Here is a 14,582-nt window from a genome sequence, read left to right on the forward strand (position 1 = left end):
AAGGAGGCCGGCGGAACCGCCAACGTCGTCGGCATCTCCTCCGGTGCCGTCCTCGCCCTGGACGCCGCCGCCAGCGGCCTGCCCATCACCAAACTGGCCGTCTACGAGCCGCCGTTCATCGTCGACGACACCCACCCGCCGCGCCCCGACGACTACCTCGACGAGGCCAAGAAGATCATCGCCGACGGCCGCAAGGGCGACGCCATCGCCCACGCCCTGACCAAGACGGTCTTCCTCCCCACCGAAATGGTGGACGAGATGCGCGCCCAGCCGTTCTTCGCGGCGATGGAAGCCGTCGGCGACACCGTCGCCTACGACGGCGAGATCATGGACGGCCTTATGTCCGGCAAGCCGCTGCCCACCGACCGGTGGAAGTCGCTGACCGTACCCACGCTCATCCTCTTCGGAGGCGCCAGCGAGCAGTGGATGCACAACGCCGCCCACGCCCTCAACGACGTGCTGCCCAGCACCACCGAGGTCCGCGACATCGAAGGCCAGACCCACGAGATCGCCGCCAACGTCCTCGCCCCGATCGTGGACAAGTACTTCGCCGGCTGACCCCGGCACGCCGACGGCTCCAGGGAAGGCACGCAGCGGTGCCATCCCCGCCCGCACCGGCAGGACCGGTGCGGGCGGCGCAGACGCGTGTGCCGGCCACGATGAGCTCGCGGATGAACTCGGCGAGCGCGGCGAAGACGTGGAAGACCAGGCGGCCGCCGCCTCCGGCCGAGCCGCCGACAAGATGTCCGTCAGGCGCCGGGTGCCGGCAGACCCACCTTCGCCGGGCTGTTCTGGTACGCGGCCAGCAGCCACTTCCCATCGACGCGGACGGCGAACCAGGACGCCCGGATGGCCTGCGGGTCGGCGACCTCGGTCTCGCCCGACGCGATCACGCCGCCCTGGGAGAGCAGCAGCGCGACGTCGGGTCCGTAGAACTTCAGGCTGATCGGCTTGCCGGTGACCTGGGTGCCCTTGTACTGGCCGTCGAACGCGTCCTTGAAGTAGGCGCGGATGTCCTCGCGGCCCTGCCGGAACACGCCGGGAAGGATCAGGGTGCCGTCCTCGATGAACAGATTGGCGAAGCCGTCGGCGTCGTGGTGCGCCCAGGCCGCGATCATCTTCTGGGCGATCGCCGCGACGGCCGCCTGCTGGGCGGCCGATACCTCGGTCGTGGTCATGGTGTTCCTTTCGCCGCGATGACGGTGAGGGGATCGGGACGGGCCAGCCGGCGCGACCAGCTCGGCGCCGCTGTCGAGGGGTGACGGCCCGGAATTCGCGCGCGACCGTGCTCACCCGCGCGGATTCGCCGGTGGTGAGCAAGAAGACGGCGTGACCAACTGGTCCGGCGTTCGCACGTCCGCCTACGGCGCCTGACCCTCCCCCGGGCTCGAGTTCCCCGGCCCACTGGTTCCATCGTGCCATCCGGCCGGTGCCGCGCACATCTCCCGCGTTGCGACACAAGCGCAGGTCAGGCCGACAACTTCGGCTGACCTTCCGCCTCCGCCTTGGCCAGCACGATGGCCACGAACGCGGGCAGGTCCGGGTCCTCGAACAGCTCGCCGATGTCGACCAGCACACCGGCCTCGTCCTCGATCCGCGCCGTGATGCGCACCGCGGCGATGGACTGTCCGGACAGTTCGAAGAACGTCGCGTCGTCCTGGCCTGGCCGCGTGCCCAGCACGTCACGCCAGATCTCGGTCACCCGCCGTTCGAGTTCGGCCCGGTCGAGTCTGCTTCCACTCTCGCTGCTCATGCGTTGACCTCCTGTGCCGTCGATGTCAGCCGTCGATGTCAGCCGTTGATCAGACCGTTGCGGACGCCGCGCAGGTCGTGGAACGAGGACAGGTCCGGCACGGTCCAGCCGGACAGGTCGTACTCGTCCAGACACTGATCGACGAACGCCTTGTAGCCGTCGACCTCACCGCCGGCGATCTGCGCGAACAGCAGCTCGGTCCGGACGTTCTCGTGGTTTCCGGCGTAGTTGCGTTCGTAGAGCTCGTGCCGCCCGCCGAACTCGGTGCCCACCGCGTCCCACAGCAGCTTCATCAGCTTGACCCGCTCGACCGCGGACGTGCCCTTCGAGCCGCGCAGGAACCGGTCGAGGTAGGGCCGGATCTCCGGGTTGGCGAAGTCCTCGGCGCTGGAGTTCAGGTAGATCAGGCCGCTGGCGATGTCCTGCTGGACGATCTCCTTGATCCGCGAGTAGCCGCTCTGCATGAACCACCGGTAGGCCATTCCGTACGCCGGGTTGGGCAGCACCGCGCCGCCCACCCAGTCCACCGGGTTGCGCGCGGCGGCGTCGGACAACGCCCAGAACAGGTTGCGCCACGCCAGCACCTCGCCGAGGCGGGTCTGCACCCCGCGGAACTCGTCCACGCCGGTGATCTCCAGCGCCTTGGCCAGCAGGCCGGCCAGGAACTCCAGTTTCACCGCCAGCCGCGTGCACCCGTGGAAGGTGAACCGCTCGGGGAACCCGGACCGGCCGGTGAACATCTGCACCTTGCCCAGGTCGCCGTAGATGAACACGTTCTCCCAGGGGATGAGCACCTTGTCCAGGACGAAGATCGTGTCGTTCTCGTCGAGCCGCGACGAGAGCGGGTAGTCGAAGGGGCTGCCCATCACGGCGGCCGAGGCGGTGTAGGAGGTGCGGCAGATCAGCTTCACCCCCGGCGCCCCCATCGGCACGGTCGCCACCAGCGCGAACTCACGCTTCTTGAACGGCACGCCGTAGTGGGCGACGAAGTTGTAGTGCGTCAGCGCCGACGCGGTGGCCACCACCTTGGCGCCGCTGACGATCAGCCCCGCGTCGGTCTCCTTCTCGACGTGCACGAAGACGTCGGCCACCTCGTCGGGAGGACGGTTGCGATCGACCGGCGGATGCACGATCGCGTGGTTCCAGTAGAGGACCTTCTCCTGCGACTCCCGGTACCAGCGCCGCGCGTTGTCGGCGTACGGCTCGTAGAACTCGGCGTTCGCGCCGAGCGTGCCGAGGAACGAGGCCTTGTAGTCGGGGCTGCGTCCCATCCAGCCGTAGCTCATCCGCGCCCACGCGGCGATCGCCCGCTGGTCGGCCACGAGGTCTTCGGCGCTGTGCGGCGTGGTGAAGAACCGATGGGTGTACCCGCCGCTTCCGGTGTCGGTCGGGCAGGTCAGGGTGTCCTTGGTCGTCGGGTCGTGCAGCGCGTCGTACAGCCGGGCCACCATCCTGGCCGGATTGTGGAACGCCGGGTGCGTGGTGACATCCTTGACGCGCTCGCCGTAGAGGTAGATCGCGCGGTCGTCCCGCAGGCTTTCCAGGTACTCGGCGCCGTTGAGCGGACGCGGCCCCGGCGGGCGATCGGCGGTACCGGCAGGACCGTGCTCCTGTTCGGCCATCGGACGTCCTTTCGGTGAGACCTCGCTTCGCGAGTTCGATTGCGACAGCAGGAAATACCCGGTGCGAGCGCGGCGAGAGTCGCCGGACGCGCATCGGTACGGAGTGCGCCGATGACGGCGGCCGACGGGCACTCCCCGTCATCGACCGGGCCGCTCATGTTGGGGGAAGCTGCTCGCCGGTCGCGGGATGTGCCCTGTTGCGAACGGTTCTCCACCCGGACCGTGCCGGGTCGTCCAGAAAAGGTCCCGCTGTCGTCGGCGCTGAGGCCCGCCACGCTGCGGACGAAGGGCACCGAACCGGTAAATGGCGGCCTTTATTACTTCAATTGACGTTCTGAGCCGAATTCCGTATCACCCGACATCGACCCAAAAGCGCCAACCCGGGGCAATCGTCCGGTTCCACCGGGTTGGCGCTCGGCTCGCGTGGGTCGCGGGCCTGGTTAATCCTCGGGGTTACTCCTCCTCGGGCGGGCCCTCAAGCAGGGGACGCACTTCGACACCGCCGTCGACGATCGGCACGAACTTGGCGAGCTCCACCGCGTGGTCGATGTCGCGCGCCTCGATGACGAAGAACCCGGAGAGCTGCTGGGTGACGTCATAGAACGCGCCCTCGGTGACCTTGTCGCCCCGAACCGACCGGGCGGCCGACGCGGAGTCCGCGGCGAAGCCCGCCGTGAGCTGCCCGCCCGCCTTCTCGATCTTCTCGGGAACCTCGCCGTGAGCCTCGAGAACCTCCGGCGGAATGTCCTCGAATGGGATTTCCTTCTCGTAGATAAGCACTGCGAATTGAGGCATCCGTGCCCTCCTTCTCTTTCTCGATCAGTACATGATCTTATGCGGAAGGTAGCCGCTCCGTGCCTTCTTAGTCTGGTTGCCGCCGGCCGGCATCTTCTGGACTGCGCTGCCAAGCGGACGCGGCTATTCAGGGCAGCTCGATGGATAAGCCGTGACGGAATTCGTCGCCCGGGTCGTAGCGCTGCTTGACCTGCTGCAGTCGTGGATAGTTGTCCTTGTAGTACAGGGTGGACCACGGCACCCCCGACGCGTTCCAGGTCGGGTCCGCCAGGTCGACGTCCGGGTAGTTGATGTACGACCCGTCGCTGACCTCGCCCGGCACCGGCACGCCGCCCGTGTCGGCGTACACGTCGCGGTAGAACTCGCGCAGCCGGGTGATGTGCGTGTGGTCCTCCGCCTCGTCACCCCACACCGCCATGTAGGCCGCCTTCAGCACCGAGTCGCGCTGCGCCGTCGCGGTGGCGTCCGGAGGAACGGTGTTCACCTGGCCGCCGTAGCCGATCAGGATCAGCTGGTTCTGCACGCCGTGCTCGCCGGTGAGGTGCTGCCAGATGGTGGCGAGCTGACGCTCGGTGTACCCCTTGCGCAGGTAGGCGGCCTTGATCTTGATCCGGCGGATGTCCTGGGTGCCGGGGTCGCCCCAGTTCGGGTAGGCCGCGAAGTACAGCCACGGCCGCACCACCTGGGTGCGGCTCGACTCGACGCCGACGCCCTCGCTCACCGCGTCGAAGTAGGCGTCCAGCAACGCCCCCGCGTCCGGGATCTCGTCGTCGATCATCGCCTGGAGCAGCAGCGCCCCGCCGGAGCGATGCGAGGCGTAGAACGACGCGGAGTGCTGGGCGTGCGGTGCGCCGGGGGCGCTGTTCCGCTCGAACCAGGTGCCGACGTTGCGCAGCAGGGTCGTGAACGACTCCTCGGTCATCGACTCCCACGGCCACATGCAGAACGCGACGCGCCAGCGGCTGGGCGCCTTCGGCAGCAGTTCGGCGGGGTCGGCGGAGGTGACGCCGGGTGAGCGCACCCAGTAGCGGGTCACCACGCCGAAGTTGCCGCCTCCGCCGCCGGTGTGCGCCCACCACAGGTCGCGGTGCGGGTCGTCGGGCTCGCGGGTGGCCACCACCGCGCGCGCGACGCCGTCGGCGTCGACCACGACGACCTCGACCGCGTACAGGTAGTCGACGACCGCGCCCAGCCGGCGCGACAACGGGCCGTACCCGCCGCCGGCGAAGTGCCCGCCGACACCGACCTCGGTGCACTCACCGCCCGGGATCGTCACGTTCCAGCCCTTGAACAGGACCCGGTAGACGTGGCCGAGGGTGGCCCCCGGCTCGATGGCGAAAGCGGCGCGGGACGGGTCGAAGGAGACGTCGGTCATCTCCGACAGGTCCAGCAGGACGCCCCCCTCGGCGGCGAAGAACCCCTCGAAACCGTGCCCGCCGCTGCGCACCGTCACCCGCAGGCCCCTCGCGACCGCGTCGCCGACCACCGTGACCACCTGCTCGGTGCTCGTCACCACGCACACCCGGTCCGGTTTGGCCACAAACCGGTGGTTGGTGCCGCGCAGCAGGCTCTCGTAGCGCGGGTCGTCCGCGGTGATGGTGGCGGGCCCGAACCGCGGGATGATGGCCGATTCGTTCACGTCGACTCCTCGTCCGTTCGTCAGATCCGCAGCGGCGCGTGCTGGTCGGAGACGCCGTCCTTGAGCACCTGGCTGAACTCGTCGGCCAGCGTGCGCATCGTGATGTCGTTGAACTTGTGGGTGTTGAAACCCAGGTACACGTTGATCTCGCCGGACGGGGAGACGTCCAGCTGCCACAGGGCGCCGTCCGGGATCTCGGTCGCCACCTTCTGCGACAGCCGCCGCGGGACGTTGCGCAGCTCCAGGTCGCCGACGGCGTCGCCGTCCAGCACGAACGGAAGCTGCAGCACCTGGAACGCGATGAGGGCCTGGTCGTCGGCGGCGGCCCGGGCCATCAGCTCGGGCGCCTCCCCGAGCACCAGAAGGAACGGGATCTCCCGGGAGTACGCCTCGATGCAGGTCGAGCGGGTCCGGTCGACGACGTCGCGGAAGGTGGCACAGCCCGTCACGTCGGTGCGCAGCGGGATGAAGTTGGTGAAGTTCCCCACTGTGCCCTGGAACCGGGACTGCTTGCGGTTGGCCCCGATGGTCGGCACCACGATGTCGCCGCTCCCGGTCCGCCTGGCCAGCAGCACGTTGTACGCGGCGAGCAGGATCATGAACGGTGAGCTGCGGCTGTCCTTCGCCACGGCGGCCACCGCGGCGGCCAGGTCCGCGTCGATCGCGTACCGGATCACCGAGGTGTTCTTCGGCAGGTTCGCCGAGCGCGGGTGGTCCATCCGCATGGTGACCATCTGCGCGCCGCGCAGCTTGTCGCGCCAGTACGCGCGCGACGCGGGCGGCACCACCTCGGCCTCCGCTTCCCGCTGCCAGACCGCGTAGTCCGCGTACTGGGCGGGCTCGGGGCGATCGGCGACGGCGTGCCCGCGCCGCCGGGCGTACGCGGCGGTGAGGTCGTCGATCAGCACCTGCATGGACCAGCCGTCGACCGCGGCGTGGTGCGCGATCAGCACCAGCACCGAGTCCTGCTCGTCGAACCGGCCGAGCACGGCGCGCAGCAGCGGCAGCGGCTCGACGCCGAACCTGCCGCCCTCGAGCTCGATGATCAGCTCTTCGGCGCGCCGGTCCCGTTCCTCCGGAACCGTGTCCGAAAGGTCCGCTTCGGAGACTTGTGCCGGGCTCGGCGGCGCGACGGTCTGGAACAGGTCGTCGCCGTCGCGCACGATTCGCGTGCGCAGCGCCTCGTGCCTGGCCACGACGTCGTCGAGCGCCTCCGAGAGCGTGCCGGTGTCGACCGGGCCGCGGATCCGCCAACCCCAGGTGATGTTGTGCCGTGGACCGAACGGCCCGGAGTCCGGGTCTCCGGCGTCGAACATGCACAGCATCTGCTGGGCGAAGGACACCGGAATCCGCTTCGCCGCCGACACGGGCGATGGCGTGGTGTGGGTCATCGCTGGGAGCACCTTTCGTGATCAGCGGTTCAACGCAGCTCGATGCCTGCCTGCTGGACGACGTCGAGGAACTCCCCGCGGGACAGTGCCGCGGCCACCCGCTCGAGGTCGTCGGCCATGTACCGATCCCGCTCCAGGGTGGGCGCCATGGAGCGCACCATGTCGTACGTCGCCCTGCCGGCCGGGCTGAGCCCGTCGTAACGGCCGGACACGTCCACGGCCTGCGCGGCGGCGAGGTACTCGACGGCGAGGATGTAGTCGTTGTTCGACAGCACCCGCCGCGCGTTGCGCGCGGCGATGAGGCCCATGCTGACGACGTCCTGGTTGTCCCCGTTGGACGGGACGCTCTGCGTACTGGCCGGGCCGATGGTCCTGTTCTCCGCGACCAGCGCCGTCGCCGGGTACTGCGCACCGGCGAACCCGCTGTTGAGGCCCGGTTCGCCGGACGCGACGAGAAACTCGGGCAGCCCTGACAGGTACCGGTTGAGCAGCCGGTTGGTCCGCCGCTCGGAGAGCACACCCAGCTGGGTGAGCGCGACGGTGGTGAAGTCCATCACGAACGCCACCGGCTGGCCGTGGAAGTTGGCGCCGTGGAAGACCTCTTTGCCCTCGAAGAACAGCGGGTTGTCGTTCGCTGAGTTGAGTTCGGTCTCGACGGTCTGGACGGCGTAATAGAGGGTGTCGCGCACGGCTCCGACCACCTGCGGGATGGCACGCAGCGTGTAGGCCTTCTGGATCCACACGTCGGTGCGCGAGACCTCGCCGGTCGCCTGCTCCTTCGCCTGCTGGCGCAGGTCGGCGTGCTCGACGGCGAGCCGGGTGCCGGCGAGCAGCGCCCGCAGGTTCGCCGCGGTGTCGATCTGGCCGCGGTGCGGCCGGGCGATGTCGTGGCCTTCGGGCTGGAACGGGCTCTTCGAGCCGTGCAGCGTCTCCACCACCAGGGCCGTGACGATCTCGGCCTGGCGCGCCTGGTTGAGCGCCCGGCCGAGCACCAGGCACCCCAGGCCGGTCATCGCCGAGGTGCCGTTGATCAGCGCGAGGCCCTCCTTGAACCGCAGCTCCAGCGGCTCGATGCCGTGCTCGCGCAGCACCGAGGCGGTCTCGACGCTCCGGCCGTCCTTGAGGACGTAGCCCTCGCCGATCAACGCCGTCGCGATGTGCGAGAGCGGGGCGAGGTCGCCGCTCGCGCCGAGCGAGCCGATCTCCGGAATCGCCGGGGTGATTCCGAGGTTGAGATAGAGGGCCATGCGCTCGAGCAGCTCGGGGCGGACCGCGGAGTAGCCCTTGGCGAGGGCGTTCAGCCGCGCCGCGAGGATCGCCCGCGCCTCCTGCTCGGCGAACAGCGGTCCGACGCCCGCGCTGTGGCTGCGCACCAGGTTGGTCTGCAGCTCGACCTCTTTGGACGTGCCGACCAGCATGTAGATCATCTCGCCGTAGCCGGTTGTGACACCGTAGACGGGGACACCCTGGCGAACCATGTCCTCGAACTGCTCCCGGCTCGTCGCCGCCCGGTCCAACGTGGACTCGCCCAGCGTCACGGGTGCCCGGTCCTCGGCGACCCGCCGGATGCCGTCGATGTCCAACTTCTCCCCGTCGAAGTCGACGGATGCGTCATTCTGAACCACTTCTTCACCCCGTCAAGGTGGCCGTAGCACTTGCGCCCATGGTGTCCCGCCCGGCCGCCGGAGGGCTTCTCTGGGCGTGCGCTACCAGGTCGCACACCAGAAGTTGAAGGCCGATCCGCGGCCTGGTGATGATTTCCAGGCGAAGAGCCGCTCGCTCTTCCTTCCTCGTCGTTCGGCACGCAAAGAGGGGAACCCACCGTGGAGCCGTTCCGCATCAACATTCCCGAGGCCCAGATCGACGACCTGCACCGCCGTTTGGCGGCCACCCGGTGGCCGGCCGACTTCGCCGGGTTCGGCTGGGAGCGTGGCGTGCCGCTGCACTATCTGAAGGAGTTGGCGGAGTACTGGCGGACGTCCTTCGACTGGCGCGCGGTCGAGGCTGAGTTCAACCGCTACCCGCAGTTCCGCACCGAGATCGACGGCGAGTACGTGCACCTGCTGCACGTCCGCTCACCGGAGCCCGACGCCACCCCGCTGCTGCTCACGCACGGCTGGCCGGGCGGGTTCCCGGAGTTCGCCGACGTCATCGGGCCACTGACCAACCCGGCCGCCCACGGCGGCGACCCCGCGGACGCGTTCCACCTGGTGATCCCCTCCATCCCCGGCTACGGGTTCTCCACGCTGCGCAACACCGGCTGGGACGTGCCCCGCATCGCACGCGCCTGGGCGGAGCTGATGCGCCGGCTGGGCTACGACCGGTACGTCGCGCAGGGAGGTGACGCCGGGGCGGTGATCTCCCTCGTGCTCGGTCTCATGGACCCGGCACACATCCAAGGTGTGCACGTCAACATGCTGATGACCTTTCCGTCCGGCGACCCGGCCGAGCTCGCCGACCTGTCCGAGACCGACCGGAAGCGCCTGGAGCAGCTGGCCCGGTTCGACGTCGACCAGTCCGGCTACATGAAGATCCAGCAGACCCGGCCGCAGACGCTGGGCTACGGCCTCACCGACTCGCCGGTCGGCCAGCTCGCCTGGATCGTGGAGAAGTTCCAGGAGTGGACCGACCCGGCGGCGAAGCTGCCCGAGGACGCGATCGACCGCGACCGCATCCTCGCCCTCGTGACGCTCTACTGGCTGACCGCCACCGCGGGGTCGTCCGCGCACTTCTACTACGAGGGCGCCGAGGACGTCCGGCGGGCCGTCACGGGGGCGGTGCCGCCGCCGCAGTCGGTCCCGGTCGGCGTCGCCGTCTTCCCGCACGACCTGTTCCTGCCGCTGCGCCGCCTCGCCGACCGGGACATCCCCACCATCACGCACTGGACCGAGCTCGACCGCGGTGGTCACTTCGCGGCCCTGGAAGAACCCCAGCTCCTCGTCGACGACATCCGGGCGTTCGTCCGCACGCTCGGGTAGCCCTGGATCCGCGACAATTCGAGCATTTTGGAAGATGCACGAGAAGCGCCCGCCGCCTTGAATGACCGCACAAATCGAGGTCTCCATCCTTTGCATAAAGGAGCACACCGATGGTCGCCGAGTTAGCGGGCAACCCCGATGAGGGGATGCAGAAGCAGGCCGAGAACGTTCCGAAATCGAAGGAAGCGCCAAAGAAGGCCCGGGTTCCGGTACTGGACGGCATCCGCGGCGTCCTCGCCCTCGCGGTGCTGCTCACGCACGTCACCTACGCCGGCGGGGTCATGGACGTCGGCGAACACAAGGGCTGGCCGGTTTTCAACTGGCTGTCCGTCGGCCTGACCGTGTCGCTGTCGCCGTTCTTCCTGCTCTCGGGCCTGCTGCTGTACCGCCCGTTCGTCAGGGCGACGTTCGCGGGAAGCCAGCGGCCGCCGCTGAAGCCGTTCTTCGTCCGGCGGCTGCTGCGCATCCTGCCCGGCTACTGGGCGGTCGTCGCCGCCTCGCTGCTGCTGATCAACCTCCCCACGATCGACAGCCTGTGGGACGTTCTGCGTCCGGTGCTGCTGCTGCAGTGGTTCGTCGACACCAAGAACGCCATGATCCCCGGCATGGAGATCACCTGGAGCGTCGACGCCGAGTTGACCTTCTACCTGCTGCTCCCGCTGGGCGCCTGGCTGATCAACAAGTACGCTCGGCGGGTCAGCGACCCGGCACAGCGGCTGCGCCGGATCATCTGGCCGCTGTCCTCGATCGTGCTGCTCGGCCTCGCGTGGGAGGTCTACGTCCACCTGCCGTTCATGGGCGCGTACCCGGTCCAGATGTTCTGGCCGCCCGGGTTCCTCGGCCTGATGGCGATCGGCATGATGTTCGCCGCGCTGTCGGCGTACCAGGAGGCGACCGGGCGGGAGCCCGCCATCTACCGGCTGGCCGCGAAGTCGCCTCTGACGTGGTGGGCGGCCGCGTTCGGGGTCTACGTCCTCAACTGCGTCAAGCCGTTCTCGGCGGCCGGCGACGGTGACTACCCTCCGCTGAGCCAGGCGCTGATGGACCAGATCCTGTTCCTGCTGTTCGCCGTGCTGATGACGGTCCCGCTGTTCGCGCCGGGCGCCCGGTCCCGGTTCATGGACGCGCTGCTCGGCAACCCCGTGTCGCGCTTCCTCGGCCGCATCTCGTACGGCATCTACCTGTGGCACTTCCCGGCGATGTACTTCGCGTTCGGCATGGGCAACCTGTTCGGCACGCCGCCGCAGCCGATGTTCATGGTGATCGGCACGATCGGGTTCTGGCAGCTGATCGCCGAGGTGCTGGCCATCACGATCATCCTGTCGACGCTCACGTACTACCTCGTCGAGCGGCCGGCCGCCCGTCTCGGTTCCCGGTTCCTCCGGTCAGGGGTGCCGACGGCGACCTCCTGACCGACTCCGAGCAGCCGGTCAAGCCCGGTAGGACTGTCCTCAACCGGCAGTCCTGCCGGGCTCGTCACTTTTTCGCAACGGGCGAGCGCCTCCATCTCGCATACCTGAACCCGCTTGGCCACGAGCGGAGCACCCCGAGATGGGACTTTGATCGACTTTTCACCACAAAGCATGGCAAAACCCAGCTGCTGCATCACCAGACACATCGTCGGTGCTGGATCATGACGGGCCGGGCCGCTCACCTCCGCAATCGCGAAGAAGAACTGGCAGTCGCGACGCCGAAAGAATGATCGCATTCTTTGTACGGCCAGGAGGCAGGCATGATCGATAATCGGGACGGCACAACCGCGCGGCTGTGGTCAATGGCCGGCCAGGCACGCCGGCGGCAGTGCGGGGGGCGGCGACCCTGGCGCCGCCGACCATGTCGCGGCGGGCCGGCACACCTCGGGGGAGCCCGCCGACGGGTGCGTCGCCGACATAGACGCGCGTGACCGACCGCCGCGCTACCTGCTTCACGTGAAGAGGACCTCGGGAACCGCATCGAGATCACGGCGCGCTCCGAGCACCTGGAAGCAGGCTTCCCCGCCCGCGGTTGAGCAGGTCACGACGGCTCTCTCGGTCGCTTGGCAATGATCGGGTTCCTGGTCGGACGAGATCATCGCGAAGCGGTCGCTTCGGCGGTGCGCGGCCCCGGGCGCACCGGCCATCGGCCAGATGAGGACGGCGCGGGTCACCAAGCCCGCGACACAGTGACGTCAAATTCTGTCGGACCCAGCTCACAGCCATCTGAGTTCGGAGGCCTTTGACACGGAGCCGTCCTCCATTCAAGAATCTCAGGGATTCACACATGGACAAAGAACTGCTCCCCAAGAACGAGTGTCACGCCCAGGATCTCCCCCAGGTCCTCCGTGCCGACCTCAACCCCACGGAGATCGTCCGCGAAAGCGGGGATCGCCGCATTGCGGCACGCCGGTGCTTCGTCACTGCCTGCCGGTCGCTCCGGACGACGACGGCACAGCACCTTGGATCGCTCCCTCGAGCGTCGAGGTCGAAGCGGTGCGGAATGTGCCGGGTGCCGAGACCGTATTGGCCTCAGTGGAGCTTGTCGCGTTACGCTCGGTACATATGCGTGAGCACAGGGCCGGATTCGCCAGGGCGTGGGTTCGAAAGGAAGCGGCACTTATGGCGATCGGGCACGGTCTCCGCATCCCACCGGACAAGCTCGAATCCGATACGCCCCATCTCTGCCTTTCGTACACCCCGGAACTCACGATGGCAACATGATGCGATGCGTGCCGGACATACAGCCACTGCGATGTTCTCGAGAGGCGCGGCATGAGGAGCTACGTACTCATTCCCGGCCTGTGGGCCGGAGCGTGGATATGGCAACGGATCGAGCGACAGTTGCGCGCTGCGGGCCACCGTACCCTCGCTGTGACGCTGTCGGGTCTGTCCTTCTCCGACGCCGACGAGAAGAACATCACCCTCGCGGACCACGTCGATGACGCGCTGTCCCTCCTCATCGAGGAGGGCCTGAACGACGTCATCCTGGTCGCCCACGACTACGGGGGCATCGTCGCCGGCAGCGTGGTCGATCGGGCGCCGGAGCGGGTGGCGCATACCGTGTACGTGGAGGCGTTCGTCGCCCACGACGGCAAGTCCATGCTCGACGCCTTCCCCGACAGCCTGCGCGCGGAAGAGATGCGCCTCATCGACGACAACGACGGGCGCCTCCCCCCGCCGCCCGTCGCCGCCATCGCGGCCGGACAGGATCTCTCCCTCCGGGACGCGCGGTGGCTCCGCAGGCACTGCGTCGGGCACCCCGGCCGTTCGATCTCCGACCCGGCGATCCTCACGCGGCCGCCGGCGACTCACTCGGCGACCTATGTCATCTGCGAGAAGGATCACTTCGAGGGCAGCATCGGCGACGACATCAGCCGGTTGCGTGACGAACCCGGATGGACTTTCCGCACGCTGCCGACGGGCCGCTGGCCGATGCTCTCCTCTCCCGCCGAACTCTCCGAACTGCTCCTGGAGGTGGACCGCAGCGTGGGAGTCCCCAGCGCCGGAACGGCGGCGTTCGACTGAACACCGGTCACCGGCCTCCGGGCTCCCCCATGCGCGTCGCCGCGGGTCCGCGCACTCCGTGAACCGCTCCGAGGCAGCCTCCAGCGCGATCCGCGGACTCACGCCGGAAGCTTCGCGAACTGACCGGGCCGGCGGCCCGGCCCCGCGGGTCCGCGGTAGGCCTGAGCGATGTCCAGCCACGCGTCGGCGTCGGGTCCCACCGCGGTGACGTCACAGTCGTCGCGGTGCCGGCGCCGGGTCACCAGCAGGCAGAAGTCGAGCGCCGAGCCGACGATCTTCTGGTCGGCGGTCTCCGGGCCGTACGCCCACAGCTCACCGGACGGTGCGGTCAGCTCGTACCTGAACTGCACGTCCGGTGGGGTCAGGCCGCGCGCCTCGTAGCCGAAGTCCCAGGTCAGCACGGCGAAAATGACGAGATACCTGATGTGGTCGGTGGGCTCTCGCGGGATTCCCAGCGCGTCGAGGATGTCCTGGCCGTGGGCGAAGGTCTCCATGATGCCGGCCGAGGCCAGGATCTCCGCCGGCAGCGGCCGCACCAGCCACGGCACCACCTGCCCATCCGGCACCGCGGCCAGCGCGCGGATCCCGGCCGCTCGCTCCTCCCGCCAACGCGCCAGCAGTTCCACGGGCGACAGCGCGGTGTACTCGTCCAACGCCGCGTTGACGGCCTCACTCAAACCGTCCTTGATGGACGCCATCATCGACCGGAACCCGTCAGGGTCGGACGCCGCCATCCCCGCGATCCGGTAGATGAACGACAGGTGCCCCACCTGATGGGCGATCGTCCAGCCGGGAGCGGGCGTCGGCTCCTTCCATCGCGAGGCCGGCAGGTCGGCCAGAAGCTCATCCAGCTCCGCGCTCTCCGCGCTGAGGTCCTCGATCACCTTCTGTAGGTCGCTCATGC

At 68.7% G+C, this 14,582-nt stretch carries 12 protein-coding genes and 1 pseudogene; 4 read left to right on the top strand and 9 right to left on the bottom strand.

The window, feature by feature from the left end:
• Positions 1-558, top strand: a pseudogene (locus tag ABT294_RS35105) (alpha/beta hydrolase); the annotation flags it as partial.
• Between the two features lie 191 nt (positions 559-749).
• Here ABT294_RS35105 and ABT294_RS35110 read toward each other — a convergent pair.
• The 7 genes from ABT294_RS35110 to cmdF form a co-directional block, all read right to left on the bottom strand.
• On the bottom strand, positions 750-1,178 hold the full coding sequence (locus tag ABT294_RS35110) for an SgcJ/EcaC family oxidoreductase (RefSeq protein ID WP_350810630.1): 429 nt from the start codon (positions 1,176-1,178) through the stop codon (positions 750-752).
• A 290-nt stretch (positions 1,179-1,468) separates the two neighbouring features.
• Positions 1,469-1,753 carry a phosphopantetheine-binding protein gene (locus tag ABT294_RS35115; protein WP_350810631.1) on the bottom strand — a complete coding sequence of 95 codons (285 nt, stop codon included), beginning with the start codon at positions 1,751-1,753 and terminating at the stop codon, positions 1,469-1,471.
• Between the two features lie 38 nt (positions 1,754-1,791).
• Positions 1,792-3,375, bottom strand: a complete 1,584-nt coding sequence (locus tag ABT294_RS35120) for a 4-hydroxyphenylacetate 3-hydroxylase family protein (RefSeq protein WP_350810632.1) — start codon at positions 3,373-3,375, stop codon at positions 1,792-1,794.
• A 453-nt stretch (positions 3,376-3,828) separates the two neighbouring features.
• Positions 3,829-4,170, bottom strand: coding sequence for a YciI family protein (locus ABT294_RS35125; protein ID WP_350810633.1), 342 nt, complete (start codon positions 4,168-4,170; stop codon positions 3,829-3,831).
• A 127-nt stretch (positions 4,171-4,297) separates the two neighbouring features.
• On the bottom strand, positions 4,298-5,809 hold the full coding sequence (locus ABT294_RS35130; protein WP_350810634.1) for an FAD-binding oxidoreductase: 1,512 nt from the start codon (positions 5,807-5,809) through the stop codon (positions 4,298-4,300).
• Between the two features lie 20 nt (positions 5,810-5,829).
• A complete protein-coding gene (locus ABT294_RS35135; protein ID WP_350810635.1) occupies positions 5,830-7,200 on the bottom strand; it encodes a condensation domain-containing protein in 1,371 nt (456 codons plus the stop codon).
• 29 nt (positions 7,201-7,229) lie between these two features.
• Positions 7,230-8,825: a tyrosine 2,3-aminomutase gene (gene cmdF / locus ABT294_RS35140; protein WP_350810636.1), complete on the bottom strand. Its 1,596-nt coding sequence runs from the start codon at positions 8,823-8,825 to the stop codon at positions 7,230-7,232.
• 198 nt (positions 8,826-9,023) lie between these two features.
• Here cmdF and ABT294_RS35145 point away from each other — a divergent pair, with 198 nt between their 5' ends.
• Both ABT294_RS35145 and ABT294_RS35150 read left to right on the top strand, forming a co-directional pair.
• The gene (locus ABT294_RS35145) at positions 9,024-10,178 is read left to right on the top strand and encodes an epoxide hydrolase family protein (RefSeq protein ID WP_350810637.1); all 1,155 of its coding nucleotides are present in this window, start codon (positions 9,024-9,026) and stop codon (positions 10,176-10,178) included.
• Between the two features lie 110 nt (positions 10,179-10,288).
• Positions 10,289-11,590 carry an acyltransferase family protein gene (locus ABT294_RS35150; protein WP_350810638.1) on the top strand — a complete coding sequence of 434 codons (1,302 nt, stop codon included), beginning with the start codon at positions 10,289-10,291 and terminating at the stop codon, positions 11,588-11,590.
• A gap of 512 nt (positions 11,591-12,102) precedes the next feature.
• On the opposite strand, the gene ABT294_RS35155 is transcribed toward ABT294_RS35150, so the two are convergent.
• Positions 12,103-12,324, bottom strand: a complete 222-nt coding sequence (locus tag ABT294_RS35155; RefSeq protein ID WP_350810639.1) for a hypothetical protein — start codon at positions 12,322-12,324, stop codon at positions 12,103-12,105.
• 601 nt (positions 12,325-12,925) lie between these two features.
• On the opposite strand from ABT294_RS35155, the gene ABT294_RS35160 reads away from it, so the two are divergent.
• Entirely contained in the window at positions 12,926-13,678 is a 753-nt protein-coding gene (locus ABT294_RS35160; protein WP_350810640.1) for an alpha/beta fold hydrolase, read from the top strand.
• 98 nt (positions 13,679-13,776) lie between these two features.
• Here ABT294_RS35160 and ABT294_RS35165 read toward each other — a convergent pair whose 3' ends face one another.
• On the bottom strand, positions 13,777-14,580 hold the full coding sequence (locus ABT294_RS35165; RefSeq protein WP_350810641.1) for a TIGR03084 family metal-binding protein: 804 nt from the start codon (positions 14,578-14,580) through the stop codon (positions 13,777-13,779).
• Positions 14,581-14,582 lie beyond the last annotated feature (2 nt).

The sequence above is a fragment of the Nonomuraea sp. NPDC000554 genome, assembly GCF_040300065.1.
GTDB lineage: Bacteria > Actinomycetota > Actinomycetes > Streptosporangiales > Streptosporangiaceae > Nonomuraea.